Here is a 26,343-nt window from a genome sequence, read left to right as displayed (position 1 = left end):
ACCCCGTTCACCCCGGGTAAAAGCGCACCTCCGGTCGTCCCACCTGGCCGTAGTGGGGCTTGCGGTAGGCGAGGCCGTTCTCCGCGAGGTACTCCAGGTAGCGGCGCGCGGTGACACGGGAGACACCGGTGAGGTCGGCGGCGGCCGCGGCGGAGAGGCCGTCGCCGGCGCGGGCCAGCACGTCCGTGACGGCCTGGAGCGTCTCGCCGCTCATGCCCTTGGGCAGCGACCGGTGGTCCGGGGTGCGGAGCGTGGCGAGCATCCCGTCCACGTCGGCCTGCCCGCTGACCTCGCCCGTCCCGACCGCCTGCTCACGGAACCGCGCATACCGGACGAGCTTGTCGCGCAGCGAGGCGAACGTGAACGGCTTCAGCAGGTACTGGACCACCCCGACCGACACGGCGGTGCGGATCACCGCGAGGTCCCGAGCGGACGTGACGGCGATGACGTCCACGTCCCGTCCCCCGGCGCGCAGTGCTCGGCAGACGGTGAGGCCGTGCGTGTCGGGCAGGTAGAAGTCCAGCAGCACGACGTCGACCGGGGTGCGCTCGCAGAACCGCAGCGCGTCCGCGCCGGAGTGGACGACCCCCGCGACCGTGAACCCGGCGACGCGTTCGACGTAGGTGCGGTGCGCCTCCGCGGCGACCGGGTCGTCCTCGACGACGAGCACCCTGATCATCGCTTGTCCCCGGGCAGCCGGACGGTGAAGACGGCGCCGGACTCGCGGCCGGCGCCGACCGCGACCTCGCCGCCGTGCCGCCGGACGGCCTGGCCGACCAGCGCGAGCCCGAGCCCGTGCCCGACCGGTCCGCCGGACGACTTGGTCGTCCAGCCGCGCCGGAACATCGCGGGCACGGCCGACGGGTCCACGCCCGGCCCGCTGTCGGACACCTCCAAGACCAGCTCCCCTTCCTCCTCGCGGGCCGCGACGACGACGCGCGGCGGCCGGTGGACGGCGCCCTCGATGGCGGCGTCCACCGCGTTGTCGATCAGGTTGCCGAGGATCGTGACCAGGTCGCGGGGCTCGATCACGGCCTCGATCACGGCGTCCTCGGCGATGACGAGCTCGACGCCGCGCTCCCCCGCCTCCGCGGACTTGCCGAGCAGCAGCGCGGCCAGCACCGGCTCGGTGACCGACCCGACGACCCGGTCGGTGAGCCGCTGCGCGGTCTCCAGCTCGGCGGTCGCGAACTCCACGGCCTGCTCCGGACGGCCCAGCTCCACGAGCGACACCACCGTGTGCAGCCGGTTCGCCGCCTCATGCGCCTGCGAGCGCAGCGACTCGGCGAACCCGCGCACCGTGTCCAGCTCCCCCGTCAACCCCTGCAACTCCGTGTGGTCGCGAAGCGTGACGACATTTCCCATCGCCCGGTCCCGCGACCGGACGGGCGAGGTGTTCACGACGAGCACCCGCGTGTCGCCCACGTGAATCTCGTCCGACCGCGGCTCCGCCGACATCAGGGTCGCCACGAGCTCCTCCGGCAACCCCAACTCGGTCACCAACCGCCCCTGCACATCACCCGCGGCCACAACCCCCCGCGCCCTCCCCCCAACCCGCTCCGAACGACCCCCCACACGCCCCTTCGCAACGCTGTCAGCCCCACGCACCACACCACGCCGTTCCACCGGCTCCACACCCGGCTTCGCAGCGCCCTCCGTCCCGTCCGTCACATCAAGCCGTTCCGCAGGTCCCACGCCCAGCTCTGCGGCAGACTCCGACCCCCGCACCACACCGCGCTCATCCACCGGCTCCTCGCCCGGATTCACGGCCCCCTTCACCCCACGGACCGCATCGCGCCGTTCCACCGGCTCCCCGCCTGGGTTCGCGGCGGCCCCAGTTCCGTACGGCACATCACGCCGTTCTGCAGGCTCCGCGGCGGACTGCGTCCCGCGCACCGCGCGACTCTCTTCCACCGGCCTCCCGCCTCGGTCCGCGGCGGGCTCCGTTCCGGCGGGCGCATCGCGGAGATCCGCAGGGCCCGCATCCGGCTCCGCGGCGCGCTTTGTCCCGCGCACAGCGCCGCTCTTATCCACCGGCCCCGCACTCGGGTTCGTGGCGGCCTGCGTTCCATGCGGCACATCACGCCGATCCCCAGGTCCCACCTCCGGCTCCGCGGCAGCCCTTGACTCACGCACCACACCGCTCATATCCACCGGGCTCACGCCTAGGGTCGCGGCGGGCTCCGTTCCGGCCGGCGCATCGCGCTGTACCGCGGGCTCCACGCCCGACCCCGCGGCAGCCTGCGTCCACCGCACCGCATCGCGCCGTTCCACCGGCTCCTCGCCCGGGTTCGCGGCGGCTCTCGTTCCGTGCGACACATCGCGCTGCTCCGCAGGCTCCACGCCGGGCTCCGCGGCGGCCTGCGTCCCGGGCGCCGCGCCGCTCTTTTTCACTGGCCCCTCGGTCGGGTTCGTGGGGGCCTTCGTCGCGGGTGCTGTAGCGCGCCGTTTCGCAGGCGTCGCGCTCGCGGGTGCGGTGGGGTTTGCGGGGTGGGGGGTTAGGTCCAGGAGGTCGCGGGCGGCGTCGTTGCAGAGGACTACTCGGCCCGTGCGGTCGAGGATGAGGAGGCCCTCGCGGACGGCGTGCAGGATGGCCTCGTAGTAGTCGAACATCTGGCGCAGCTCGTCCGGGGCGACGCCGCGGGTCTGGCGGCGGAGGCGGGCGGAGACGAGGTAGCTGCCCGCCATGCCGACGGCGAGGACGACGGCGGCGACGACGGCGAGGGAGATCAGGCGCTGGCGCAGCTCGGCGGAGATCGCCCTGATGGTGATGCCGACCGAGACCAGTGCGACAACGCGGCCGTCCTCGCCGAAGACGGGGGCCACGGCACGGACGGACGGGCCGAGCGTGCCGGTGTAGGTCTCGGAGAACGTGCGGCCGGCGACGGCGGGGGCGGTGTTGCCGACGAACGTGCCGCCGATCCGGGACGGGTTCGGGTGGGTGTAGCGGATCCCGGCCGGGGTCATGATCGTGATGAAGTCGACGCCGGTGTCGTGGCGGACGCGCTCGGCGTACGGCTGCAGCAGCCGGCTCGGCTGCGGGGTCGCGAGCGCGGCCTGCACGTTCTGCGAGTCGGCGATGCTGGACGCGAGCGCCGTCACCGTCTGGCGGGCGGTGTCGTCGGCGGCGCGGCCGGAGTCCAGGTACGCCAGGATGGCGCCGGCCGCCACGAGCAGCCCGACGATCGCGGCCTGCAGCACGAGCAACTGCCGCGCCAGGCTCCAGCGGCCCGGCATCGCCCATCGGGGACGCCGCATCTGCCCTCTCTCCGTTCGGACACCACCGTGAACGAAATGTACACAAGGGTGACCCCCGTCACAGAACCGCGCATAGTCACGGGTGCAGCACACCCCACCCCCCGCCGACCCATCGCCTGACCTGCGAGCCTTACCGGGCTCGGGCGCCCATCGTGTGCCTGCGCCGGCCCCAGCGGCGCAGGGGCGCCCGACGGGGCGGCGGTCGCCCCGGCCGGGACCCGTGCCTCACCGGTCCCGGCCGGGCGCCGCCCTCGCGGACGGGCGCCGTTCCGGTGGACGGAAGGAGACCCCGTGTCCGACACCGCCGACGCCCGTCCGAAGAAGGACCGCGTCCACTACCTCTACCTCGCCGTGGTCGCCGCGGTGGTCGCCGGCGCCGCCGTCGGGCTGGTCGCCCCGGACTTCGCGCAGGAGCTGAAGCCGGTCGGCACCGCGTTCGTGAACCTGATCAAGATGATGATCTCACCGATCATCTTCTGCACGATCGTGCTCGGCATCGGGTCGGTGACCAAGGCGGCGAAGGTGGGCAAGGTCGGCCTGGTCACCATCGTCTACTTCATGGTGATGTCGACGTTCGCGCTCGCGATCGGGCTCGCGGTCGGCAACGTCCTGCACCCGGGCGACGGCCTGCACCTGGACCCGTCGTCGGTCGCCGAGGCCAAGGAGCAGGCCGAGGGCGGCGAGGGCACCACCGACTTCCTGCTCGGCATCATCCCGTCCACGCTGGTGTCGGCGCTGACGGAGGGGCAGGTGCTGCAGGCGCTGCTGGTCGCGCTGCTCACCGGGTTCGCGCTGCAGGGGCTCGGCCCGGCGGGCGCGCCGATCCTGCGGGGCATCGAGCATCTGCAGCGGCTGGTCTTCCGCATCCTCTGGATGATCATGTGGGCGGCGCCGGTCGGCGCGTTCGGCGCGATCGCCGCGGTGGTCGGCTCCAGCGGCTGGGACGCGCTGAAGAGCCTCGCGGTGATCATGCTGGGGTTCTACGCCACGTGCGTGGTGTTCGTGTTCGTGGTGCTCGGCGCGATGCTGTGGGCGGTCAGCCGGATCAGCGTGTTCGCGCTGCTGCGCTACCTGGCCCGCGAGTTCCTGCTGATCCTCTCGACGTCGTCGTCGGAGTCGGCGCTGCCGCGGCTGATCGCCAAGATGGAGCACTTCGGGGTGAGCCGCCCGGTCGTCGGCATCACCGTCCCGACCGGGTACTCCTTCAACCTGGACGGCACCGCGATCTACCTGACGATGGCGACGCTGTTCATCGCGTCCGCGCAGGACCAGCCGATGTCGATCGGCGCGCAGATCCCGCTGCTGCTCTTCATGATCGTCGCGTCGAAGGGCGCCGCGGGCGTGACCGGCGCGGGCCTGGCCACCCTCGCAGGCGGGCTCCAGTCGCACAAGCCCGCACTGGTGGACGGCGTAGGCTTCATCGTCGGCATCGACCGGTTCATGTCCGAGGCCCGCGCCCTGACCAACTTCGCCGGCAACGCGGTCGCCACGGTGGTGATCGGGACGTGGACGAAGGAGTTCGACGCCGAGCAGGCCAGCCGCGTCCTGTCCGGCGAGGACCCCTTCAACGAGGCCACCATGCTGGACGACCACCACGGCCCGGCCGAGAAGCCGGTGCCCGAGCCGCGGCCCGCCGCCACCGTCGTGGACGGCGCCCGGGCCTGACGGGCCGGCCGTCCAGCGCCGGCGCACGCACCCCGCTCCCGGCGCTGGGCGGCCTCCGCCGTCCGGCGCCGGACGGGTCTCACGTGGGAGGGACCAGCACGCCCGGGTTGAGGATGCCGGCCGGGTCGAGGGCGGCCTTGGCCGCGGTGAGCGCGGCGGCGAACGGGCCGGGACGCTGCCGGTCGTACCAGGGCCGGTGGTCCCGGCCGACGGCGTGGTGGTGGGTGATCGTGCCGCCGCTCGCCGCGATCGCCTCGGACACGGCGGTCTTGATCTCGTCCCACTGGGCGACGGTGGAGCCCCAGCGGCCGGGCGCGTAGACACCGAAGTAGGGCGCCGGGCCGTCCGGGTAGACGTGGGTGAACCGGCAGGTGACGACGCCGTCCCCGGCGACCTCGCGGATCGCCCGCCGGGCCGCCCCGGTGACCGCGCGGTGCAGCTCCTCGAACCGGTTCCAGGTGCAGGCCGTCTCGAACGTCTCGACGATCATCGAGTGCCGGGCCAGCGCGTCCCGCTGGTAGGGCATCCGCAGGAACGACGCCCGCCAGGTGTCGCCGGCGCCCTCCCCCGCGGACTCCTCGGGCGCCTCGCCGCCGTGGTCGCGGCACAGGTCGAGGGCCTGGTCCAGCGACGCGCGCACCGGCGGGCCGACTGACTCGAAGCCGAGCAGCAGCAGGCCGCCGCCGACCCCGGCACCGGTGTTGATCAGCGCTTCGGCGGCGTCGAGCAGCCGGCAGTTCGCCGGGTTCAGCCCGCTCTGCGCGACCGCCCGGGTGGCCGCCACCGCGGCGCCGTAGTCCGCGAACCGGACGGCCGCCTTCGCCCGCCGGGTGGGACGCTCCTGGACCCGCATCCACGCCTCGGTGATGATCCCCAGGGTGCCCTCGCTGCCGAGGAAGAGCCCGTCCGGGGACGGCCCGGCGCCGGAGCCCGGCAGCCGCCGCGACTCGCCGGTCCCGCTCGGCGTGACCACGCGCATCGACTCGACGAGGTCGTCGATGTGCGTGTAGAGGGTCGCGTAGTGGCCGCCGGACCGGGTCGCCAGCCAGCCGCCGAGCGTGGAGAACTCGAACGACTGCGGGAAGTGCCGGAGCGTCAGCCCGTGCGGCCGGAGCCCCTCTTCCAGCCGCGGGCCGAACACGCCCGCCTGGACGCGCGCCGCGCGGCTCACCGGGTCGATCTCCAGGATCCGGTCCAGCCGGGCGAGGTCGACGGTGACCGCGGGCCCGTCGAACCGCGGCTCGACGCCGCCGACCACCGAGCTGCCGCCGCCGTAGGGGATGACGGCGATGCCGGCGGCGCCGCACCAGTCGAGCAGGTCGACCAGGTCGCGCTCGTCCCGCGGCCGGGCGACGAGGTCCGGCACGTGCCGCAGGTCTCCGTGCAGGTTGCGGACGACGTCCCGGAACGCCTTGCCGTGCGCGTGCGCGGCCCGGTCCTCCGGATCCGCCGAGCAGAGGCCGGCGAGCGCGTCCGGCGCCCGGACGCGCGGATCCGACAGCCCGAGCTCGCCGATCCCGGGAGGTTCGTGGCCGGTCAGCTCGCCGGACGTCAGCGCCCGGACCCGGGACAGCAGCGCGTCGAGCTCCGCCCCGCGCACCGCGTCCTCGACCGAGCCCCATCCCCACCACGACCGCACCATCCCGGCTCCCTCCTCCGCCCCGGGCCATTGTCCCCGGCGCCGGCCGACAGCATCACCGGGCGGCCACGGACACCCGGCCGAGCGTCCAAGCGCCCTCCCTCACCGCCGCGCCCACGAATGTTGAGCGGGCGCTGATACCAGCCGGACGGGCGCGGACACCGACCGATCGGGCACGGATGCCCGCCGGGCGAACACAGGTGCCTCCCGGACGGGCACAGATGCCCAGCAGGGCGAGCACGGACACCAGCCGGACGGGGACGGACACCGGCGGCATGCACGGATACCGGCCGGACGGGCGCGGATACCGCGCGAGCGGGTACGGATGCCCGCTGGTCGGGCACAGGCGCCACCCTGGACGGGCCCAGATGCCCTGCGGGCGGGCACGAAGACCGGCCGAGCTGGCTCGGGGACACCAGCCGAGCGGGCACGGACACCCGCCGGGTGGGCACAGGTGTCCCTCGGGTGCGGATATCGACCGGTGGGGGTGGGTTTAGGCGGTTTCGGGGTGGGGGCGGCGGTGCCGGCGTCTGGTCTGTGGGTGGAAGCGGATCACTACCGGTAGGTCGGGCATGCCGACCGCGTCGCGGTAGCGCTCGACCGGGCCCGCGCCGAGTTCCCCGTACACCTCGCTCACGAGGGTGTCGCCCGCGCAGGACACGGTCAGCCGGAGCCGCGGCCGGTCGGCCGTCCCGGTGAGGCGGACGCGGGTGTCGCGGACGCCGGGCAGCCCGCGCGCGTCCCGGGTCAGGTCGTCCGCGGCGGCGCGGGCGCGGGCGCGGGTCTCCGGGTCCAGGTCCGGCCACCAATGGTGGACGGCGGCGCGGCACTGCATGACGAGCCACAGCTGGCCGGCGAGCGCGAGCAGTTCGGCCACGCCCGCCGCGGCAGGCAGGAACCATCCCGTGTCGGCGGCGAAGCGGTGCAGCGCCGGGTCGAGCAGCGGGCGCTCCGCGACGGCGTCGAAGGCGCCGAGGCCGGCGGCCAGGGCGGACGCGCCGGCCAGCAGCAGCACCGCCCCGGTGGCGGCGATCGCGATCCTCATCGTCAGTCCTTCCGCCAGCGGAGCCGGACGTCGACGTCCGGCCGCCGCATCGGCTCGATCCCGTCCAGCCGGGCCTCGACCGCGGCCCGGACGAGATCGGCGATGTTCGCCGGGTTCCGGTACCCGGTGGCCGCCCGGACGACGACGCCGCGGCGGAACGCGCCGAACCCCCGGACGCGGGCGCGCTCGATGCCGGGGACGTCCAGCGCGGCGTCCGCGAGGGTCCGGCGGAGGGCCGCCCGGCCGATGGCGCCCGCCATCCGCGGATCGGGCCCGGCCAGCGGCACGCCGCGCGGACGGCCGGGCAGGGCGGCCAGCAGGAACGCGATCCCGAGGACGGCCATCCCTCCCGTCACGACCAGGACGTTCGGGTCGTTCCAGGAGTGGCGCCGCAGGACGTCCACGGCGGCGGCGACGCCCGGCACCGGGTGGACGGCGGAGCCGAGGGCGCCGGCGAGCAGCTCGATCGCGGCCACCGCGCCGGTGGTGGTCGCCAGCAGCGCCGCGGTGACGCCGGCGAACGCGCGGCGGGGCCGCAGCTCGCGGACGGCGAGGCGGCGGGCCCGCCGCCTGTCCCGTTCCTCCTCGATCAGATCCCTGACCAGCGTCTCCGCCATTGCCACCCCCGTGGGCCGTCGGCGCATCCGACATCATCACCCATGGTGCGGCACCGTCACGCTGAGTGAAACACGCCATGCCGACGCGGGTCAGCGGAAAACGACCGTCCGGTCACCGTTGAGCAGGACGCGGTGCTCGGCGTGCCAGCGGACGGCGCGGGCGAGGGCGAGGCACTCGACGTCGCGCCCCACGGCCACCAGCTCCTCCGGGCTGTGGGTGTGGTCGACGCGGGCGACCTCCTGCTCGATGATCGGGCCCTCGTCCAGGTCGGCGGTGACGTAGTGCGCGGTCGCGCCGATCAGCTTGACGCCGCGCGTGTGCGCCTGGTGGTAAGGGCGGGCGCCCTTGAAGCTCGGCAGGAACGAGTGGTGGATGTTGATGATCGCGCCGGGGAGCTTGGCGCAGAAGTCGTCCGACAGGATCTGCATGTACCGGGCGAGGACGACGAGGTCGGCGCGGTAATGCTCGACCAGCGTGAGGATCTCCGCCTCCTGGGCGGCCTTCCCGCCCGGCCCGACCGGCAGGTGGTGGTAGTCGATGCCGTACGACTGGGTGAGGGGCCGCAGGTCGGGGTGGTTGGACGCGACCGCGACGATGTCGATGTCGAGCAGCCCGGACCGGGTCCGGTAGAGCAGGTCGTTCAGGCAGTGCCCGCCCTTCGACACCATGATCAGCACGCGCGGGCGCTCGGCCAGCGGGTGCAGCCGCCACTCCAGCCCGAGCTCGGGGACGAGGGAGCCGAAGGCGCCGCGCAGCTCGTCGGGGTCGGTGTCGTCCAGGGCCGCGAACTGCACCCGCATGAAGAAGGTGCCGGACTCCCCGTCGCCGAACTGCTGGCTCTCCACGATGTTGCACCCGCGCTCGGCGAGCAGCCCCGAGACGGCGGCGACGATGCCGGGCCGGTCGGGGCAGGACAGGGTCAGCACGTACTCGTTCACAGGTCTCCCTCTCGACCTCGGTGTGAGAAGCGGCAGCTCAGGACGGGTGCCTTGAGCTTACGCGCTCCCCCACGCCGGCGCCGGGGAGCCGCCGCCGCATGTCGCCGCCGTCGGGACCGGTGAGGGGCCCGTGTGACCACCTTGTCTACTGGTGAGTAGTTTACGAACTCGCGTTGAGGTTACCTTTGCCGTCATGCGGCGAATCGCGCTCGTGACGACGGCGGTCATCCTCCTGCTCGCGGGCTGCACCGACGAGCCCGCGGAGAAGGGCAGGGCGGAGGGGCGTCCGGCGAAGGTCGACGGCATCCCCACCTCCGCGGGCACGCACAAGCAGAAGCTGGACGTCGGCACGATCGGGCACCGGGAGTACCTGCTGCACGTCCCGGCCAAGGTGGCGGACGGGACGTGGAAGGACGGCAGGCCGGAAGACCCGCCCCCGCTCGTCATCGCCCTGCACGGCGGCCTCGCGAACATGGGCAAGATGCGGGACCTCACCGGGTTCGACGAGCAGTCGGACGAGCACGGCTTCCTCGTCGCCTACCCCGACGGGTTCATGACCACGTGGAACGCGGGCGCCTGCTGCGGCGCGGCGAAGATCGGGAACATCGACGACGTCGGCTTCCTCACCAAGCTGATCGACAAGGTCACCGGGGCGGGGCTGGCCGACCCGAAGCGCGTCTACGTCACCGGGTTCTCCAACGGCGCGGGGATGGCGTACCGGATGGCCTGCGAGCGGCCGGGCAAGGTGGCGGGCATCGGCGTCGTGGAGGGCGCGCTGGTGACCGAGTGCGACCCGGACCGGCCGGTGTCGGCGATGATCTTCCACGGCACCGCGGACCGGAACGTGCCCTTCAACGGCGGCGGGAACCGGGACTTCAACGACCGGCGCCCGTTCCCGCCGGTATCGGAGGCGGTCGAGTTCTGGCGTAAGGTCGCCGGACTGCCCGAGCCGCGGCAGCGGGTGAAGGCGGCGGCCGGCGACACCGAGTGCGGGAGCACGGGCAAGGGCGAGCGGGGTGTCGCGGTGACGTTCTGCAAGATCAACGGCGGCACGCACCGGTGGCCGGACGGGGCGACCGCGATGCTCTGGGACTTCTTCGACTCCCACCCCCGCACCGGCTGACCACCGCCGGATATGAGGGCTTTTCATATTTTCCCGCTATGGTGGGAGACGTGACGAGCATCAACCTCCGGGACCGCTATGACGCCGCGACCGCCGCGATCGAGGCGCCGTTCGCCGTCGTCGACCTGGCGGCCTTCCGCGCCAACGCCGCCGGCCTCGTGCGCCGCGCCGCGGGCAAGCCGATCCGCGTCGCCAGCAAGTCGGTGCGCTGCCGGGCGCTCCTGGAGGACGTCCTCGCGATGGACGGCTTCTCGGGGATCATGGCGTTCACCCTCCCCGAGGCGCTGTGGCTGGCCGCCGAGGGCGTCAGCGACGACATCCTCGTCGCCTACCCGACCGCCGACCGCACGGCCGTCGCCGCGCTGGCCGAAGACCCCGCCGCCGCCCGCGCCATCACGCTGATGGTCGACTGCCCCGAGCACCTCGACCTGATCGAGGCCGCGGCCGGCGACCGGCGGATCCGGGTCTGCGTCGACATCGACGCCTCCTATCGTCCGCTCGGCGGGCGCGTCCGGATCGGCGCGCTGCGCTCCCCGCTGCGCACCGCCGCCGAGGTCGGCGCGTTCGCCGAGCGGATCCTCAAGCGGCCCTCGCTCGACCTCGTCGGGCTGATGGCCTACGAGTCGCAGATCGCCGGCGTCGGGGACCTCCCGCCGGGACGTCCCGCCCGGGGCCGCGTCATCCGCGCCATGCAGCGGCAGTCCCGGTTCGAGCTGGCCCGCCGCCGCGCCGCGATCGTCCGGGCCGTCCGCGACCTGGCCGACCTGGAGTTCGTCAACGGCGGCGGCACGGGCAGCGTGGAGAAGACCGCCGCCGAACGCGCCGTCACCGAGGTCGCCGCCGGCTCCGGCCTCTACCAGCCGCACCTGTTCGACCAGTACTCCAACTTCACCGGACGTCCCGCCGCCCTGTTCGCGCTGCCCGTCGTCCGGCGCCCCGGGCCCGGCGTCGCGACCTGCCTCGGCGGCGGCTACCTGGCGTCCGGGCCGGCCGACGCCGTCCGCCTCCCCCAGCCGTACCTGCCGGCCGGGCTGTCCTACGACGGGAACGAGGGCGCGGGCGAGGTGCAGACGCCGCTGCTCGGCCGGGCCGCCGACCTGCTGTCCGTCGGCGACCGCGTCTGGTTCCGCCACACCAAGGCCGGCGAGCTGTGCGAACGCTTCGACGCCCTCCACCTCATCGAGGACGGCCGCCACACGGGCACCGTCCCCACCTACCGGGGCGAAGGCAGGACCTTCCTCTGACGAGCCCCGCGCCACCGTCTAGGTTTGGGGGCATGGGAGACGAGCCGGTGATCGGCGTGCGGGGAGAGCCGCGGTGAAGATCGCGATCATCGGCGCCGGCAGCGGCTACATGCCGGGCGTCATCCGGGGCCTGCTGCACCGCGCGGACGACCTCGCCGGCGCCGAGCTGGCGTTCCACGACGTCGACACCGCGCATCTCGACGTCATGACGCGGCTGGCCCGCGGCATGTTCTCCGCGCGCGGCGCCGCGTTCACCGTCGAGTCGCACACCGGGCTCAAGCCCGCGCTGGACGGCGCGTCCTACGTCTTCACCACGTTCCGGCCGGGCGGGCTCGCCGCGCGGCACCTGGACGAGTCGATCCCGCTCAAGCACGGCGTCGTCGGGCAGGAGACGGCCGGGCCGGGCGGGTTCCTGATGGCGCTGCGGTCCGTGCCCGTGCTGCTGGAGATCGCGTCGGCCGCCGATCCGGGCGCCTGGATCGTCAACTACACCAACCCGACGAACATCGTCACCGACGCCGTGGCCCGCGCCACCGGCGCGCGCATCATCGGCCTGTGCGACCAGTTCATCGGCGACACCGAGATGTGGGCTGACCTGCTGGGGCTGCCGTCCGAGGGGCTGGAGGTCGACTGGATCGGCCTGAACCACGCCACCTGGGCGCGGCGGCTCCGGCTCGACGGCCGCGAGCTGGACGTCCCGCTGCTGCTGGACCGCCTGGAGGTCCCCGGCGGCGGCGCGACGCCGTGGCGCGACCCGTCCCGCATGGCAGAGCTGGCGAAGGCGCTCGGGTTCCTGCCGAACTCCTACTCCAAGTACTACTTCTTCCACGACGAGGTCGTCGGGGAGCTGCGCGCGAAGGGCACGACCCGCGCGCAGGACGTCCTCGCCATGCTGCCCGGCTACTACGAGCAGGTGGCCGCGGAGTCGCGGAAGGCCGACCCGGACCCGTCCCGCGAGCGCGGCGGCGGCGAGCACGGGGAGTTCGCGGTGGACGTCATCTGCGCCATGCACCGCGACGAGGGGCGCCGGATGATCGTCAACACCCGCAACGGCGGCGCGGTCTCCTCCCTCGACGCGGACGCGATCGTCGAGGTCCCGTCCCTGGTCGGACGGTCCGGGCCCGTCCCGCTGACGATGGGCGCGCTGCCGGGCCCGGTGCGCGGCCTCACCCAGGCGATCCACGCCTACGAGCGGCTGGCGTCCGACGCGGCCGTCACCGGCGACCGCCGCACCGCGCTGCAGGCCCTCATGGCGCACCCGTTCGTCCGGAGCAAGCACACCGCCGAGAGGATCCTCGCCGAGGGCCTCGCCGCGCACCGCGCCCATCTCCCGCAGTTCGGCTGAACGGCACAGGTCCCGGCTCCGTACTCCATGGTGTGGGAGGAACGGATTGCGGGGCGTACCGGATCGGCCTCGGCGTCTATGCCATCGGACGGCTGGCGGGCGCCGAGGCCGACGAGCTGTCGGCGCACCTGCGCGGCTGCCCGCCCTGCCGCGAGGAGCTCGCCGAGCTGCGCGGCGTGGCCGAACTCCTCGCCTACTCCGCGCGGCAGTGGGGCGTCGCGGTCCCGGCACGCAGAAGCGCCGGCCGCAGACCGCGGACCGGCGCCTCCAGGATGGGCCTCAGCGGCGCCTGCGCCTACGGCGCCACAGGACCAGGGCGGTCACGGTGACGGCCGCGGCGGCGCCCGCGAGCAGCAGCCGCTTGTCGAGCTGACCGTCCTCGCGGTCGTCCTCCTGGTCCTTGGCCTCGCCGGACGGGCGCACCAGCGCGCCGACCGCCTTGGCGACCTGGTCCGCCTCCTCCTTCAGCCGCTCGGCACCGCGCTGCGCGACGTGCTTGGGGTTGAGCCGGTCGGCGAGCTCGTCGACGGTGCGGGCCAGCTCCTGGCGGCGTAGCTCTATCTCCCGTTCCAGCGCCGCCGGGTCGCGGCTCCTGTCAGCCATGCCGTGTCCTTATCGTGTCGGGCGAACTCGTGCGGGACGAACCATGACGAGCCAAACATGATCCGAACAGTGTGGCAGGTCTTCCCGGCGATCGCCCGCCACACCCCAGCCGGTACGGTGGGGAGCCACCATCCGAGCGAAAGGCGGGTCAGGGTGTCCGAGCGGCTCCAGCCGGGCGACGTCGCCCCCGAGTTCGAGCTTCCCGACGCCGGGGGCGTCCCGGTGTCGCTGGCAGCGCTGCGCGGCAGGCGCGTGATCCTGTACTTCTACCCGGCGGCGATGACGCCCGGCTGCACCAAGGAGTCGGTCGACTTCGAGGGCAGCCTGCCCGAGCTGGAGGAGGCGGGCGTCACCGTCGTCGGCATCTCCCCCGACAAGCCCGCCAAGCTCGCGAAGTTCCGGGAGAAGGAGGGGCTGACCTTCCCGCTCCTGTCCGACCCGGACACCGAGGTCCTCAAGGCCTACGGCGCGTACGGGGAGAAGAAGCTGTACGGCAAGGTCGTCGTCGGCGTCATCCGGTCCACGTTCGTCATCGGGGCGGACGGCCGGATCGAGAAGGCCTACTACAACGTGAAGGCCACCGGGCACGTCGAGCGCCTCCGCCGCGACCTGAAGGTCTAGGAACGGCCCGCCAAGAACCCGGTCCGGCAACGCATCCGGCCGGCAACGCACCAGGCCCGCGCCGAGCGCGGGCCTGGTGCGGGCGGGGGGATTCGAACCCCCACGGTGTCGCCACCAACAGGACCTAAACCTGCCGCGTATACCTGATTTCGCCACGCCCGCGGGTGCCTCCGTCCGGAGGCGCGTTCAGCTTAGCGGCTGTTCCCGGACGGCGAGGCGGGTCGTCCACCGGCCTGGAGCGCGGCGCTCCGCCCCTCCGCCCCGGCGGCGGGAGCGGCGGCCTCGCGCCGGGGCGCGCGGTACAGCACCGCGACGATGACCGCGGTGACGGCGAGCGCGATCGACGCGGTGAGGAACGCCGACTGGACGCCGTCGCCGAAGGCCGCCCGCGCCTGGTCGGCGACCTGCGGGCCGATCCGCATCGCGACCGCCAGGGACGACTCGGCCTGCTCGGCGACCGGACCCGGCAGGGAGTCCACGTTCAGGTTCGCGCGGTAGGCGGACTGCAGGATGCTGCCGAGGACGGCGATGCCGAGCGCGCCGCCCAGCTCCCGGGCGAGGTCGTTCATGGCCGAGCCCACGCCCTGCTTCTCCACGGGCAGCGCGTCGGTGATGGACGCGGTGGACGGGGTCATGGCGAGCCCCATGCCGGCGCCGAACGGGACGAGTCCCGCCAGCAGCAGCCAGTAGGTGCTGTCCTCGTCCAGCAGGGAGAAGATCAGCATCGCGAGGGCGACGAGGAGCAGCCCGGCCGTGACGACGCGGCGCGGGCCGAGCCGGGCGGCGAGCCGCGGCGCGACGCCCCGGGCGAACGGCATCATCATCAGCGCCATGGGCAGCAGGCTGAGCGCCCCCACCAGCGCGCTGTCGCCCTTCACCAGCTGCAGGTACTGCAGGACGATGAAGACGAAGCCGAAGAAGGCGAAGAACTGGAGGGTGATCGTGAGTGCGCCCGCGGAGAACGCCCGGATGCGGAACAGCCGCGGGTCGAGCAGCGGGTTCGGGCGCCTCAGCTCCCACAGGACGAACCCGGCGAGGATGACGACCGCGGCGCCGAGGCCGAGCAGCGTCCGCGGGCTGCCCCAGCCCTCCACCGGCGCCTCGATGATCGAGTAGACGCCGGCGCCGAGCCCGGCGACCGTGATCACGGCCCCGGTCAGGTCGAGCCTCGGGGCGTCCGGCTCGGCCGACTCGGGGACGACGGCGAGCGTGGCGACGAGCGCGACGACGGCGAGGACGACGTTCATCCAGAACACCGACCGCCACGACCACGCCTCCAGCAGGCTCCCCGACACCAGCAGGCCGAAGATGCCGCTGGCGCCGGCGACGCCGGCCCAGGCGCCGACCGCGCGGGTGCGCTGCTCGGCCGGGAACGTGGAGGTGATCGTCGACAGCGTCGCCGGCATCACCAGGGCGGCGCCGACGCCGAGCACGCCGCGCATCGCGATCAGCCAGTCCGGGTCGCTCGCGAGCGCCGCGGCGGCCGAGCCCGCGCCGAAGACGACGAGCCCGGCGGCGAGCGCGCGGCGGCGCCCGTACCGGTCGCCGATGGCGCCGCCGAGCAGCAGCAGCGCGGCGAACACGAGCGCGTACGCGTCGATGATCCACGCGAGCTCGGTCAGCCCGGCGTGGGTGTCGCGGGCGATGGACGGCACCGCGGTGTTGAGGGACGCCACGGCCGACACGACCGTCGCGAGGGACAGCATCACGGCCGGCAGCACCGCGCGATGGACGGTGCCCGGTCCTTCCTTGCCGGTGGCCATGAGAAGCCTCCTGAGTGGGGTTTCTGTTCTCTGCGTTTCCTCGAATCTGGCCTCCGGCCCGGCTATATTTCAACTGTGATGAATAAATCCGGAGCGTCCCGGGGCCGGCGCCGCGGCAGCCCCGACACCCGGGAGGCGATCCTCGCGGTGGCCCGGCGCCGCTTCCTCGCCGACGGCTACCAGCCGGTCACGATGCGGTCCATCGCCGCCGAGGCCGGCGTCGACGCCGCGCTGATCAGCTACTTCTTCGGGTCGAAGCGGGGCCTGTTCGGCGCGGTGCTGGGCCTGGTCGCCAACCCGCCCGAGGTGCTGGCGGGCGCGCTGCCCGGCGACCCGGCGACGCTGCCCGAACGCGTCCTGGCGGCGCTGCTGACCGCGTGGGACGACCCCGAGAAGGGCGCCCCGCTCGTGTTCCTCGTGCGCAACGCGGTGCAGGACCCGGAGCTGACCCGGCTGGTCCGCGACCTCATCGAGCGCGAGATCGTCGGCCGCATCGCCGAGTACGCGGGCGGCCCGGAGGCGCGGGCGCGCGCCGCGGCGTTCGGCACCCAGCTCGCCGGGCTGATCTTCGTCCGCTACCTCATCGGCGTGGAACCCGTCGCGTCGATGCCGCGTGATGAATTAATCCGGCAGCTCGCCCCGGGGCTCCGGGCCGCCCTGTTCCGCCCGCGGCGGCGGTCCCCGATCCAGAGATCCGCCCGTCCCGGCGGTTAGGGACGCACCCCCGCGCGGGTTCCGGTCGGCACGCCCCGCCGCCCGCCCAAGTATGTGAAAAGAAAGCCTCGGCAGGCGGGGGAAGGCCGTCCTACGCTGGTCGGGTCCGTCCGCCACGCGCAGTCGGTGACACCATGACCACACCCCCGGCGGGCACCGCCGCGAGCGACACCTTCACGCACTTGCTGCTGCCCTTCGACGGGATGGAGCAGTTCCTCGGCGGCGCCGTCCCGTTCCTGAGCGCGGGCGTCGACGCGGGCGACCGCGTCCTCGCGGTGTGCGGGCCCGCCCGGGAGGCGCTGCTGCGCGACGCGCTCGGCCCCGCCGCCGGCGGCGTCGAGTTCACCGCGGCCGCCGCCTGGTACGAGCACCCGTCCCGGACGATGTCGGACTGCCTGAGCGACGCCTGCGACACCGCGCGGCAGGGGCGCCGGCTCCGGCTCCTCGGCGAGCCGGTGTGGGCGACGCGCCCCCCGCTGGAGGTCGTCGAATGGCAGCGCGCGGAGGCCGTCCTGAACATCGCGTTCCGCGGCACCGGAGCCGCGATCATGTGCCCGTACGCGGCGTCGCTTCCGGCGTCGGTCGTCGCGGCCGGGCGCAAGACCCACCCGGAGACCGTGCGCGGCGCGCGGGCCGTCGCCAACCCCGGCTTCCTGAACCCGTGGACGTTCTGCGGCCAGTGCGACGACGAGCCGCTGCCCCCGCCGCCCGCCGGCGCCGAGACGCTGGACATCGACCGCCCCGACCTGTACTGGCTGCGCGCCTACGTCGCCGACTGCGCGCGGCAGACGCCGCTGCCCGAGGAGGACCGGCAGCGGCTGCTGGTCGCGGTCACCGAGATCGTCACCAACGCGCTCCGGCACGGCGCGCCGCCCGTCGTCCTGCGCCTGTGGACGGACGAGTCGGACGGGACGGACGGGACGGCCGCGCTGGTCTGCGAGGTGACCGACAAGGGACGGTGGGCGCCGGGCACCGGGTACGGGCTCGTCCCGCCGGCGCCGGGCAGCACCGCGTCCGGCGGACGGTTCGGGCTGTGGGCGGTGCGGTTACTGTGTTCCGTCGTCCAGATCCGGACGGGCGAGGACGGCACGGCGGTCCGGCTGCGGCTCACCCTTCCCCACCCCCCTGACCACGTCCGGATGAACGGAGCGTGAGGAACTCCATGCGTTGGGCTTCCAAAAGCGGCCATCCGGCGTACGCTGAACGAATCCGCACTACATCCGATGGGCAGGCCATGGAGACACCCTGGTTCGCCAAGCGCCCTGTCAGCGACGTCCGGCCGGGAGACCACGGCTGGCTGGCCTACAGCGGCCCGGAAGAGCGCGACCGGATCATCGAGCCCTTCATCCAGGAGGGCCTGAGGACCGGAGAAAAGGTCGTGTACGTCACCGACACGCCCGCCGACCGGCTGCCCGGCCTCGGGCCCGCGCACCGGGTCGACGTGCACCCCCACATGAGATCGGGCCAGCTGCGGGTGATCACGCGGCCGGAGGCGTGCCTCGACCGGAACGGGACCTTCGCACCGTCCAAGATGGCCGACACCATCGGCCGCGAGGTCGGCGCGGCATTCGACCAGGGCTTTCGCGCCGTCCGGCTCACCACCGACTACAGCTGGCTGCTGGACCGGCCGGGACGGTCCGACCTCGGGCTGATGCTGGGCTGCGAGCACCGGGTCGGCGACGCCGTCTCGCCGAGCACCATGGCGATGGCGATCTGCCAGATCGACCGGCGCGCGTGCCCTCCCGACCAGCTCATCGCCCTCCGCGACACACACGAGGTCCTCGTGGAAGTGAACCCCGAATTCGATGACGGGATCCTGAAGATAGTGCGCACATTCGAACCGGACGGGCTGCGCGTCGAAGGGGAGCTCGACGCCGCCCGGCACTCGGTGTTCGCCGAGAAGCTGTCGCAGGTGCGGCCCGGCGGCGGCAGCGTCCACCTCGACCTGTCCCGGCTGGGCTTCATCGACCTCGGCGCGCTCCACCTGCTGGCCCGGCACGCCACCCGGCTGCCCGCCGACGCCTCGCTGGTCCTCGACCACCTCTCGCCGGACGTGGAGCACGTCATCGAGATGGTCGGCTGGCACCGGCTGCCCGGCCTCGCCCGCGGGCAGGGGACCCCGCAGATGGGAGGCCTCTGCTGATGGCATTGGAGCACAGGGCCTTCCTGTACGGCGGCACCGACGAGTTCCTGTCGGTCGCCGTCCCGTACCTGAAGGCCGGCCTCGAACGTGACCAGGCCGTCGTCGCGGTGGCACGCGAGCCGAACCTGACCGCTCTGCGCGACACGCTCGCCCCGTACGGCGCCGCGATCGACTACATCGACTCCGCCGGCTTCTACCAGCACCCCGTCCGCACCCTGCGCGACTACCAGAACCTGGTGAGGGACAGCGCCCCGCGCTCCGTGTGCGCGCTCGCCGAACCTGTCTGGGACGGGTGGAGCGAGCGGCAGGCGCTCGAATGGGTCCGCTACGAGTCGCTCATCAACGTCGTGTTCGGGGAGACGGACGCCTGCGCGCTGTGCCCCTACGACACCGAGACGCTGCCCGCCCGCATCCTCAACGAGGCGCGGCGCACCCATCCGCTGCTGGTGACCGGACGGCAGGACGGCGGCAACAGCGAGTACGTCGACCCCGTCGCGTTCGGGGCGGGCTGCGACCGGCGCGTCCGCCTCGACCGCCCGGCCGGCGCCGACTACCTCGCCATCGACGGCGCCGACCTGCACGGCCTGCGGTCGTTCGTCGGCGAGCGGGCCCACAAGCACGGCCTTGCCAAGCAGACGGCGCAGAACCTCGTCACCGCCGCCAACGAGGTCGCCGCGAACGCGCTCCAGCACGGCACGCCCCCGATCGGCCTCTGGGTCTGGCAGGACGGCCCCGACCTGATCTGCGAGGTCGGCGACCACGGCTTCTGGCACCCCGCGCCCGGCCCGCTGACCGGCTACGTCCCGCCCGACTCGGCGCTCCAGCGCGGCTTCGGGCTCTGGACCGTCCGCCTCCTGGTCGACCTGATGGAACTGCGCACCGGCTGGGACGGCACGTTCGTCAGGCTCCTGGTCCAGCCGTGACGCCGGCGGGCGGAGGAACCACCGGGGTCGCGCTCGGCTCCCTCGCGCTCGGTTCCCCGACGCCCGGTGAAGCCGGTGAGCCCGCTCCGCCCGGTCCGCTCGGTCCGCTCGGTCCGCTCGGCGAGGGCGGGACGGGTCGACCCGGGGACGCCGGATTCGGTGTGGGCACGGTCGTGGCACTCGGCGCGGGTTCCGGGGTGCGCGGGTGCTCCGCCGGTGTGGACGTCGTCCCGGGCGGTGTCAGCGGGCGCGCGGGCTCGGGCCGTCCGGCTCCGGGCCACAGCAGCACCGCCACCGCCACCACGACGGCGGCGGTGACGGCCGCCGCCACGGCCGGGAAGGCCCAGCGCCGTAGGCGTGCCCGCCACGCCGGGGCGGTCTCGCTCCCCGCGTCCTGAAACCTGCGGACGGTCTCGGGGTCAGCGTGGATCTCGTCCGCGGCCGCGCGGTAGTGGTCGCGCAGCAGGGCGTCGAGCTCGTCGTTCATGCCCTGCCCTCCCTCATGTGCTCCCGCAGCGCCGCCATGGCCCGCGCGGCGTGGCTCTTCACCGTCCCCCGGGAGATCCCGAGCGTCTCGGCGATCTCGTGCTCGCTCAGGTCGCACCAGTAGCGCAGGACGACGACCGCCCGCTGCTTCGCGGGCAGCGCGCGCAGCACCTCGTCGAGGTCGCCCGCGCCGGCCCCCGCCGCCGCGGCGGGTGCGCCCGCGAGCCGCTCGACGTCGGCGACCGACCCGACCGGGGTGTCGCGGCGCCGCGCCCGGCGCTTGTTCTCGTCGATCGCGAGGTTGACCAGCACCCGGCGCGCGTACGCCTCCGGGTTGCCGTCCGCGAGCCGCCGCCACCGCCGGGCCACCCGCTCGTACGCGACCTGCAGCAGGTCCTCGGCGAGGTGCCGGTCGTAGACCAGGAACACGGCCGTGCGCAGGAGGCGGCCCGCGGTGACGGTGACGAACTCCTCGAACGAGCCCTCCGCCCCGCGGACCTCCTCCTCGGTGCTCAACGTGGACAGACCGCACCTACCTCGGCTTCGGGGCGCCGGGCGGCGCGGGCACGACCGTGGGCTCGTCCCGCGGCGGCGCCGGTGCGGGCGCCGCGGGCGCCTGCGCGGCGTCGGTCGGATACGTCGCGCATCCGGGCGGCGGGCTCGCCGGCTCCGGGGAGGCGGGCTTCGGAGCGGCGGGCGCGGAGGTCGCGGGCCCCGGGGAGGCGGGCTCCGGGGACGCGGGCTTCGGGGTGGCGCGCTTCGGGGCGGCGGACGTCGTGGGCTCCGGCGAAGCGGGCCTCACTGCCTTCGGCGGGCGCGCGGGCCGTGCCGCCGGCTCGGACGGCACCGGCCGGGGCGTCGGGCGCGCGGGTTCGCAGGACGGCGGCGCGGACGGGGCGGGCGTCGCCCGCTGCCCGGCGGGGTACGTCACCGCGTTCGTCGCCGCCACCTGCCGCGTGCTCGCCGGGGCGTCCGTCCCGGCCGCCAGCCAGGTCCCGGCGGCGAGGACGCCCGCCCCTCCGAGCGCGGCGAGCGCGAGCACCGGCCCGCGGCGGACAAGGCCCTTGTCGATCATGTTGCTCCTCGGGGGAAGGTTTCCCTACACCCCCGATAACCCCTGCGGCGGGCGTCCAGGTTGTCATGCCCGCCCGTTTTTCCCGCCCCGTTCTCCGCCTAGCGGAGCCCGGCGGCGTCCAGAGCGCCGGGGAGGATCTCGGCCATGGCGCGGAAGGCGCGCCCGCGGTGGCTGATCGCGTCCTTCTCCGCGGCGGTCATCTCGGCGGTCGTGCGGGTCTCGCCGTCCGGGACGAAGATCGGGTCGTAGCCGAAGCCGCCGGTGCCGCGCGGCTCCCGGATCAGCGTGCCGCGCATCCGCCCCTCCACGCAGTGCTCCACACCGCCGGGGACGACGAGCGCGGCCACGCACAGGAAGGCGGCGCCGCGCCGGTCGCCGGGCACGTCGGCGACCTGGTCGAGGACGAGCCGCAGGTTGGCGGCGTCCCGGTCGCCGGCGCCGAACCGGCCCGACCAGCGGGCGGACAGCACGCCGGGCATGCCGTTCAGCGCGTCCACGCACAGGCCGGAGTCGTCGGCGACCGCGGGCAGGCCGGTGAACGCGGCGATCGCGCGGGCCTTCAGCAGCGCGTTGCCCTCGAAGGTCGGCTCGGTCTCGGGCACGTCGGGGGCGCCGGGGAACTCCTCCAGGCCCACCACGTCCAGCCCGCCGAGAATTCGGCGCAGCTCGGCGACCTTGCCGCGGTTGCCGGTCGCCAGCACGACCCGCGTCATCGGCCGAGCGCCTCGGCCTGGAGCCGGGTCAGCTCGGCGCAACCGCCCGCCGCGAGGTCGAGCAGCGCGTCCAGCTCGGCCCGGTCGAACGGGGTGCCCTCGGCGGTGCCCTGCACCTCCACGAACCGGCCGTCGCCGGTGCAGACGACGTTCATGTCCGTCCCGGCGGCGGAGTCCTCCTCGTAGCACAGGTCGAGGCGGGGCTCGCCCTCCACGACGCCGACGCTGACCGCCGACACCGAGGTGATGAGCGGGTCGCCCTTGAGCAGCCGGCGCTCGCGCATCCAGCCGACCGCGTCGGCCAGCGCCACGTACGCGCCGGTGATCGCGGCGGTGCGGGTGCCGCCGTCGGCCTGCAGGACGTCGCAGTCGAGCTGGACGGTGTTCTCGCCGAGCGCCTTGAGGTCCAGGCAGGCCCGGATCGACCGGCCGATCAGCCGGGAGATCTCGTGGGTGCGCCCGCCGATCCGCCCCTTCACCGACTCCCGGTCGTTGCGGGTGTTGGTGGCGCGCGGCAGCATCGCGTACTCGGCCGTCACCCAGCCGAGGCCGCTGTCGCGCCGCCAGCGGGGCACCGACTCCTGCACGGACGCGGCGCACAGCACCCGGGTGGCGCCGAACTCCACGAGCACCGACCCCTCCGCGTGGTCGAGCCATCCGCGCTGGATGCGGACGGGACGGAGCTGGTCGTGTGCGCGATCATCGGGACGGGCCATGCGCCCAACCCTAGCGGGACTCACAGGGTGTAACGGGCGCCCACCCTGGCCAGCTCGATGGGGCCGTCATAGGAGGCGGCCCTGGCCTCCTTGAGGGACATGTCCGGGTCGTTCCACGGCACGAGGTGGGTGAGGACGAGCCGCCCCACGCCCGCGCGGGCGGCGTGCTCGGCGGCCTCCCGGGCGGTCAGGTGCAGCTCGGACGGCAGGCCCGGCCCGTCCAGGAAGGACGCCTCGCAGAGGAACAGGTCGGCGCCGGTCGCCAGCTCGACCAGGGCCTCCGACGCGCCGGTGTCGCCCGAGTAGGCGAGCGTCCTGCCGCCGTGCTCGATGCGGAACGCGTACGCCTCGACCGGGTGCGGCATCAGCGCCGTCGTGACCCGGAACGGTCCGATCTCGTAGGGGCCGCGGCGCAGCGTGCGGAACTCGAACGTCTCCGACATGCCGGGGTCCGGTTCGAGGTCGTAGGCGCGGGCCATGCGGGCGGCGGTGTCCGCGGGGCCGTACACGGGGATGCGGGGAACCGGGCCGCCCGGCCGGTAGGTGCGCGCCACCCAGTATCCGCACAGGTCCAGGCAGTGGTCGGCGTGCAGGTGCGAGATGCAGACGGCGTCGATCTCGTACAGCGAGCGGAACCGCTGCAGCGACCCGAGCGCCCCGTTCCCGAGGTCGAGCACCAGCGCGTAGCCGCCCGCCTCGATCAGGTAGCTGGACGCGGGGCTGTCCGGCCCCGGGAAACTGCCGGAGCAGCCGATCACAGTGACCCGCACGCTCACTCCTCCTCTTGTGTCCCCGAGGAATCAGGTGGTCAGAGCCTTGCTCAACGTCGTCTCCACCGCGCCGATCTCGGGCCCGAGGAAACGGCGGCCGAGCTCGGCGAACACGGCGGGGTCCCCGGTGGCGCGGAACCGGTGCCGCGGCCGTGGCGTCGCCTCGGCGCGGGCCAGCCCCCGATCGTGCAGCACTCGGTACACGTCCTTGGCGGTCTCGTCGGCGCTTGAGACCAGTGTGACCCCGTCTCCGACGACATACGAGATGACGCCGGTCAGAAGCGGGTAATGGGTGCAGCCGAGAATGAGGGTGTCGCACCCGGCGTCCATGATCGGACGCAGGTAGCCCCGGGCCGCTTCGAGCAACTCCTCGCTCATCGTCACGCCCGCCTCGACGAACTCGACGAAGCGCGGGCAGGCGGCGCTGACGAGCTCGATGTGCGGCGCGGCGGCGAACGCGTCGTCGTAGGCGCGGCTGGTCACGGTGGCCTGGGTGGCGATCAGCCCGACCCGCCCGTTGGAGGTGGCGCGGGCCGCGCGCCGGGTCGCCGGGTTGATGACCTCGACGACCGGGACGTCGTAGCGCTCGCGGGCGTCGCGCAGCATCGCCGAGCTGGCGCTGTTGCAGGCGATGACCAGCATCTTCACGCCCTCGTCGACGAGCTCGTCGAGCATCTCCAGCGCGTAGGCGCGGACCTGCGCGATCGGCCGCGGTCCGTACGGCTGGCGGGCGGAGTCGCCCAGGTAGACGATCGGCTCGTTCGGCAGCTGGTCGAGGACGGCGCGGGCCACCGTGAGGCCCCCGAACCCGCTGTCGAAGATCCCGATGGGCGCGTCCTGGTGGCCGTCCGCCCGGGATGGATCTGACATGGTGCCCAAGGCTAAGCGACACGGCCCCGCGCGGGTGCGTCATGCGTTGGACATCACACCGTCACACGCCGGAAAACCCTCCAGCTCACGCCGCGGACGCGTGATCCGGTCGTCGGCCGCCGCGAAACGCCGTGCTTTCCGCCGATCGGCGCGGCGGGCTCGGATGCGGCGGGCTCGGGTGCCGGGTCAGGCGCTGGGACGGGGGGCGCGGGCGAGCTGGCGGCTCTGCGCGACGAGGCGGCCGGCGGTGTCCCACACCTCGACCTCCTCGTCGAACCAGCCGCCGGACAGCAGCCGCCCGGTGCCGTGCACGGCGAGCCAGCCCGGCGCGGGGACGGCCCGCATGTGCCAGGTCAGCTCGACGGTCGGGGCCCAGCCCTGCGCGCCGAGGTTCAGCGCGACGGGCGGCAGCGCGTCCACGGCCAGCGCGAGGGAGTAGGCGTCGAAGGGGTGGCCGCAGCGGTGCCGGAACCAGGCCCGGATCTCCGGGCGCCCGAGCGGCTGCCCGTCGAGCCAGCCCATCGTGGTCCGGTCGAAGCGCATGTCGACCTGGTCGGCGAAGTCGCCGGCGCCGCTGGGAGGCCGGACGTCGGTGCACTCCTCCAGCGGCGGCATGGCGACGGACGGCCCGGCCGTGTAGTCGGGCTCGGTGGCCGGGTCGAGGGTGCCGGTGGTGATCAGCGCGTCCACGACGGGACGGTCGTCCTGGACGAGCGTGACCAGCGACGAGGCGGCCGTGCGGCCCTCCTTGCGCGAGTCGACGACCAGCCGGGCGGGGCCCGCCTTGACGACGCGGTGGAAGTCGGCCGCGGTCGAGACGGGGTGCTCGTGCGGGGACGCGTCCACGGCGGCGCGGGCGAGGACGGCCATCAGGTAGCCGCCGTTGAGCGCGCCGCCGATGCCGTAGCCCGCGTCCAGGACGATCTCGTACCGGCCGTCGCCGACCCGCTCGACCGCGGTCGCCTCACCGAACCCGCTCATCGTCCCTCCCTGCGCGCCGCGTCGGCACACCCGGCACATTCTAGAATCACGTTCGATAACGCACTCTACAGTGCCGGACGTGCACCGGAACGTGCCGGGTCCGGTCCGGGCGGGGCCGGGCCGGCCCCCCCGCACCGGGTCAGGCCCAGAGCTGGCCTTCGAGGCGGGCCTCCGCCTCCTCCAGGGTGCCGCCGTACGCGCCGGTGGACAGGTACTTCCAGCCGCCGTCGGCGACCACGAACGCGATGTCGGCCCGCTCGCCCGCCTTGACCGCCTTGGCCGCCATCCCGAGCGCCGCGTGCAGCGCGCCGCCCGTCGAGATGCCCGCGAAGATGCCCTCCAGCTCCAGCAGCTCGCGGGTGCGGCGCAGCGCGTCCCGCGACGCCACCGAGAACCGGGTGGTCAGCACCGACTCGTCGTACAGCTCGGGGATGAAGCCCTCGTCGATGTTGCGCAGCCCGTATACCAGCTCCCCGTAGCGGGGCTCCGCCGCGACGACCTTGACGTCCGGCACCTGCTCGCGCAGGTACCGGCCGACGCCCATCAGCGTGCCGGTGGTGCCGAGCCCGGCGACGAAGTGCGTGATCGACGGCAGGTCGGCGAGGAGCTCCGGGCCGGTCGTCTCGTAGTGCGCGAGCGCGTTGGCCTCGTTGCCGTACTGGTAGAGCATCACCCACTCGGGGTTCTCCTCCGCCAGCCCCTTCGCCACCCGGACGGCCTCGTTCGAGCCGCCCGCCGCCGGCGAGAAGATGATCCGGGCGCCCCACATCTCCAGGAGCTGGCGGCGCTCGGCCGAGGTGTTCTCGGGCATCACGCACACCATCTCGTAGCCGCGCAGCTTGGCGGCCATGGCCAGCGAGATGCCCGTGTTGCCCGACGTCGGCTCCAGGATCGTGCAGCCCGGCGTGAGCAGCCCCTCCTTCTCCGCCTTCTCGATCATGAAGAGGGCTGGGCGGTCCTTCACCGAACCGGTGGGGTTGCGGTCCTCCAGCTTGGCCCAGAGCCTGACGTCCGCGCTCGGCGACAGCCGCGGCAGCCCGACCAGCGGCGTGCGGCCGAGGGAGTCCAGCAGTGAGTCGAAACGCATGCC

The 26,343-nt window shown here is 73.9% G+C and carries 27 protein-coding genes and 1 tRNA gene; 10 read left to right on the top strand and 18 right to left on the bottom strand.

The features are described 5' to 3' along the window. Nucleotides 1-7: 7 nt before the first annotated feature. Together K8Z49_RS38860 and K8Z49_RS38855 are read right to left on the bottom strand one after the other, a co-directional pair. The gene (locus K8Z49_RS38860) at nucleotides 8-679 is read right to left on the bottom strand and encodes a response regulator (RefSeq protein ID WP_075023356.1); all 672 of its coding nucleotides are present in this window, start codon (nucleotides 677-679) and stop codon (nucleotides 8-10) included. Next, on the bottom strand, nucleotides 676-3,258 hold the full coding sequence (locus K8Z49_RS38855) for an ATP-binding protein (protein ID WP_412516520.1): 2,583 nt from the start codon (nucleotides 3,256-3,258) through the stop codon (nucleotides 676-678). Before K8Z49_RS38855 ends, K8Z49_RS38860 begins: the two co-directional genes overlap by 4 nt. A 291-nt stretch (nucleotides 3,259-3,549) precedes the next feature. Between K8Z49_RS38855 and K8Z49_RS38850 the strand changes: the two genes are divergently transcribed. Then, on the top strand, nucleotides 3,550-4,923 hold the full coding sequence (locus K8Z49_RS38850; RefSeq protein ID WP_075023355.1) for a cation:dicarboxylate symporter family transporter: 1,374 nt from the start codon (nucleotides 3,550-3,552) through the stop codon (nucleotides 4,921-4,923). Between the two features lie 79 nt (nucleotides 4,924-5,002). Here K8Z49_RS38850 and K8Z49_RS38845 read toward each other — a convergent pair whose 3' ends face one another. The 4 genes from K8Z49_RS38845 to purU all read right to left on the bottom strand — a co-directional run bounded on the left by K8Z49_RS38845 (nucleotide 5,003) and on the right by purU (nucleotide 9,163). Next, a complete protein-coding gene (locus K8Z49_RS38845; protein WP_412516519.1) occupies nucleotides 5,003-6,565 on the bottom strand; it encodes an FAD-binding oxidoreductase in 1,563 nt (520 codons plus the stop codon). Nucleotides 6,566-7,055: 490 nt separating this feature from the next. Next, a complete protein-coding gene (locus K8Z49_RS38840) occupies nucleotides 7,056-7,607 on the bottom strand; it encodes a hypothetical protein (RefSeq protein ID WP_021594867.1) in 552 nt (183 codons plus the stop codon). 2 nt (nucleotides 7,608-7,609) lie between these two features. Further along, nucleotides 7,610-8,224 (bottom strand): DUF6286 domain-containing protein, encoded by a 615-nt coding sequence (locus K8Z49_RS38835; RefSeq protein WP_412516518.1) that lies wholly within the window; start codon nucleotides 8,222-8,224, stop codon nucleotides 7,610-7,612. A gap of 90 nt (nucleotides 8,225-8,314) precedes the next feature. After that, the gene (gene purU / locus K8Z49_RS38830) at nucleotides 8,315-9,163 is read right to left on the bottom strand and encodes a formyltetrahydrofolate deformylase (protein ID WP_021597824.1); all 849 of its coding nucleotides are present in this window, start codon (nucleotides 9,161-9,163) and stop codon (nucleotides 8,315-8,317) included. 193 nt (nucleotides 9,164-9,356) lie between these two features. Between purU and K8Z49_RS38825 the strand changes: the two genes are divergently transcribed. The 4 genes from K8Z49_RS38825 to K8Z49_RS38810 all read left to right on the top strand — a co-directional run bounded on the left by K8Z49_RS38825 (nucleotide 9,357) and on the right by K8Z49_RS38810 (nucleotide 13,204). After that, nucleotides 9,357-10,286 carry an alpha/beta hydrolase family esterase gene (locus K8Z49_RS38825; protein ID WP_412516517.1) on the top strand — a complete coding sequence of 310 codons (930 nt, stop codon included), beginning with the start codon at nucleotides 9,357-9,359 and terminating at the stop codon, nucleotides 10,284-10,286. Between the two features lie 59 nt (nucleotides 10,287-10,345). Continuing rightward, complete coding sequence (locus K8Z49_RS38820) at nucleotides 10,346-11,530, top strand: amino acid deaminase/aldolase (protein WP_024935457.1); 1,185 nt, start codon at nucleotides 10,346-10,348, stop codon at nucleotides 11,528-11,530. A gap of 73 nt (nucleotides 11,531-11,603) precedes the next feature. After that, the gene (locus tag K8Z49_RS38815) at nucleotides 11,604-12,875 is read left to right on the top strand and encodes a glycoside hydrolase family 4 (RefSeq protein WP_412516516.1); all 1,272 of its coding nucleotides are present in this window, start codon (nucleotides 11,604-11,606) and stop codon (nucleotides 12,873-12,875) included. A gap of 32 nt (nucleotides 12,876-12,907) precedes the next feature. Then, complete coding sequence (locus K8Z49_RS38810) at nucleotides 12,908-13,204, top strand: anti-sigma factor family protein (RefSeq protein ID WP_021597820.1); 297 nt, start codon at nucleotides 12,908-12,910, stop codon at nucleotides 13,202-13,204. On the opposite strand, the gene K8Z49_RS38805 is transcribed toward K8Z49_RS38810, so the two are convergent. After that, nucleotides 13,155-13,478, bottom strand: coding sequence for a DUF3618 domain-containing protein (locus K8Z49_RS38805; RefSeq protein ID WP_021597819.1), 324 nt, complete (start codon nucleotides 13,476-13,478; stop codon nucleotides 13,155-13,157). The two genes, K8Z49_RS38810 and K8Z49_RS38805, sit on opposite strands and share 50 nt — an antisense overlap. Nucleotides 13,479-13,631: 153 nt before the next feature. On the opposite strand from K8Z49_RS38805, the gene bcp reads away from it, so the two are divergent. After that, the gene (gene bcp / locus K8Z49_RS38800; RefSeq protein WP_021597818.1) at nucleotides 13,632-14,099 is read left to right on the top strand and encodes a thioredoxin-dependent thiol peroxidase; all 468 of its coding nucleotides are present in this window, start codon (nucleotides 13,632-13,634) and stop codon (nucleotides 14,097-14,099) included. 74 nt (nucleotides 14,100-14,173) lie between these two features. On the opposite strand, the gene K8Z49_RS38795 is transcribed toward bcp, so the two are convergent. Together K8Z49_RS38795 and K8Z49_RS38790 are read right to left on the bottom strand one after the other, a co-directional pair. Then, nucleotides 14,174-14,261 (bottom strand) — tRNA-Leu (locus K8Z49_RS38795). 29 nt (nucleotides 14,262-14,290) lie between these two features. Next, the gene (locus tag K8Z49_RS38790; RefSeq protein WP_412516515.1) at nucleotides 14,291-15,862 is read right to left on the bottom strand and encodes an MFS transporter; all 1,572 of its coding nucleotides are present in this window, start codon (nucleotides 15,860-15,862) and stop codon (nucleotides 14,291-14,293) included. A 78-nt stretch (nucleotides 15,863-15,940) separates the two neighbouring features. Between K8Z49_RS38790 and K8Z49_RS38785 the strand changes: the two genes are divergently transcribed. From K8Z49_RS38785 to K8Z49_RS38770, 4 genes are all read left to right on the top strand, one after another. Continuing rightward, complete coding sequence (locus K8Z49_RS38785; protein ID WP_111832035.1) at nucleotides 15,941-16,576, top strand: TetR/AcrR family transcriptional regulator; 636 nt, start codon at nucleotides 15,941-15,943, stop codon at nucleotides 16,574-16,576. 134 nt (nucleotides 16,577-16,710) lie between these two features. After that, entirely contained in the window at nucleotides 16,711-17,730 is a 1,020-nt protein-coding gene (locus tag K8Z49_RS38780) for an anti-sigma factor RsbA family regulatory protein (protein ID WP_412516514.1), read from the top strand. Nucleotides 17,731-17,810: 80 nt separating this feature from the next. Next, on the top strand, nucleotides 17,811-18,719 hold the full coding sequence (locus K8Z49_RS38775; RefSeq protein ID WP_021597814.1) for an MEDS domain-containing protein: 909 nt from the start codon (nucleotides 17,811-17,813) through the stop codon (nucleotides 18,717-18,719). Next, nucleotides 18,719-19,642 (top strand): sensor histidine kinase, encoded by a 924-nt coding sequence (locus K8Z49_RS38770; protein ID WP_021597813.1) that lies wholly within the window; start codon nucleotides 18,719-18,721, stop codon nucleotides 19,640-19,642. Before K8Z49_RS38775 ends, K8Z49_RS38770 begins: the two co-directional genes overlap by 1 nt. Here K8Z49_RS38770 and K8Z49_RS38765 read toward each other — a convergent pair. From K8Z49_RS38765 to K8Z49_RS38725, 9 genes are all read right to left on the bottom strand, one after another. Continuing rightward, nucleotides 19,620-20,129 carry a hypothetical protein gene (locus tag K8Z49_RS38765; RefSeq protein WP_412516513.1) on the bottom strand — a complete coding sequence of 170 codons (510 nt, stop codon included), beginning with the start codon at nucleotides 20,127-20,129 and terminating at the stop codon, nucleotides 19,620-19,622. The genes K8Z49_RS38770 and K8Z49_RS38765 overlap by 23 nt on opposite strands. Beyond that, nucleotides 20,126-20,644: a SigE family RNA polymerase sigma factor gene (locus K8Z49_RS38760; protein WP_412516512.1), complete on the bottom strand. Its 519-nt coding sequence runs from the start codon at nucleotides 20,642-20,644 to the stop codon at nucleotides 20,126-20,128. Before K8Z49_RS38760 ends, K8Z49_RS38765 begins: the two co-directional genes overlap by 4 nt. Before the next feature lie 16 nt (nucleotides 20,645-20,660). After that, nucleotides 20,661-21,203, bottom strand: a complete 543-nt coding sequence (locus K8Z49_RS38755) for a hypothetical protein (RefSeq protein ID WP_075023345.1) — start codon at nucleotides 21,201-21,203, stop codon at nucleotides 20,661-20,663. Between the two features lie 98 nt (nucleotides 21,204-21,301). Beyond that, on the bottom strand, nucleotides 21,302-21,916 hold the full coding sequence (gene rdgB / locus K8Z49_RS38750; protein WP_021598940.1) for an RdgB/HAM1 family non-canonical purine NTP pyrophosphatase: 615 nt from the start codon (nucleotides 21,914-21,916) through the stop codon (nucleotides 21,302-21,304). Next, the gene (gene rph / locus K8Z49_RS38745) at nucleotides 21,913-22,632 is read right to left on the bottom strand and encodes a ribonuclease PH (RefSeq protein WP_021598941.1); all 720 of its coding nucleotides are present in this window, start codon (nucleotides 22,630-22,632) and stop codon (nucleotides 21,913-21,915) included. Before rph ends, rdgB begins: the two co-directional genes overlap by 4 nt. 20 nt (nucleotides 22,633-22,652) lie before the next feature. Beyond that, nucleotides 22,653-23,402 (bottom strand): MBL fold metallo-hydrolase, encoded by a 750-nt coding sequence (locus tag K8Z49_RS38740; protein WP_024936487.1) that lies wholly within the window; start codon nucleotides 23,400-23,402, stop codon nucleotides 22,653-22,655. Nucleotides 23,403-23,432: 30 nt separating this feature from the next. After that, the gene (murI, locus tag K8Z49_RS38735; protein ID WP_021598943.1) at nucleotides 23,433-24,272 is read right to left on the bottom strand and encodes a glutamate racemase; all 840 of its coding nucleotides are present in this window, start codon (nucleotides 24,270-24,272) and stop codon (nucleotides 23,433-23,435) included. A 186-nt stretch (nucleotides 24,273-24,458) separates the two neighbouring features. After that, nucleotides 24,459-25,253 carry a thioesterase family protein gene (locus K8Z49_RS38730; RefSeq protein WP_021598944.1) on the bottom strand — a complete coding sequence of 265 codons (795 nt, stop codon included), beginning with the start codon at nucleotides 25,251-25,253 and terminating at the stop codon, nucleotides 24,459-24,461. Between the two features lie 139 nt (nucleotides 25,254-25,392). Next, nucleotides 25,393-26,340, bottom strand: a complete 948-nt coding sequence (locus tag K8Z49_RS38725) for a PLP-dependent cysteine synthase family protein (RefSeq protein ID WP_412516511.1) — start codon at nucleotides 26,338-26,340, stop codon at nucleotides 25,393-25,395. Nucleotides 26,341-26,343 lie beyond the last annotated feature (3 nt).

It is taken from the genome of Actinomadura madurae (assembly GCF_047130825.1).
GTDB lineage: Bacteria > Actinomycetota > Actinomycetes > Streptosporangiales > Streptosporangiaceae > Spirillospora > Spirillospora madurae.
Note: the sequence above shows the minus strand (reverse complement) of the source record. Positions and strands in the feature narration are given on the sequence as shown.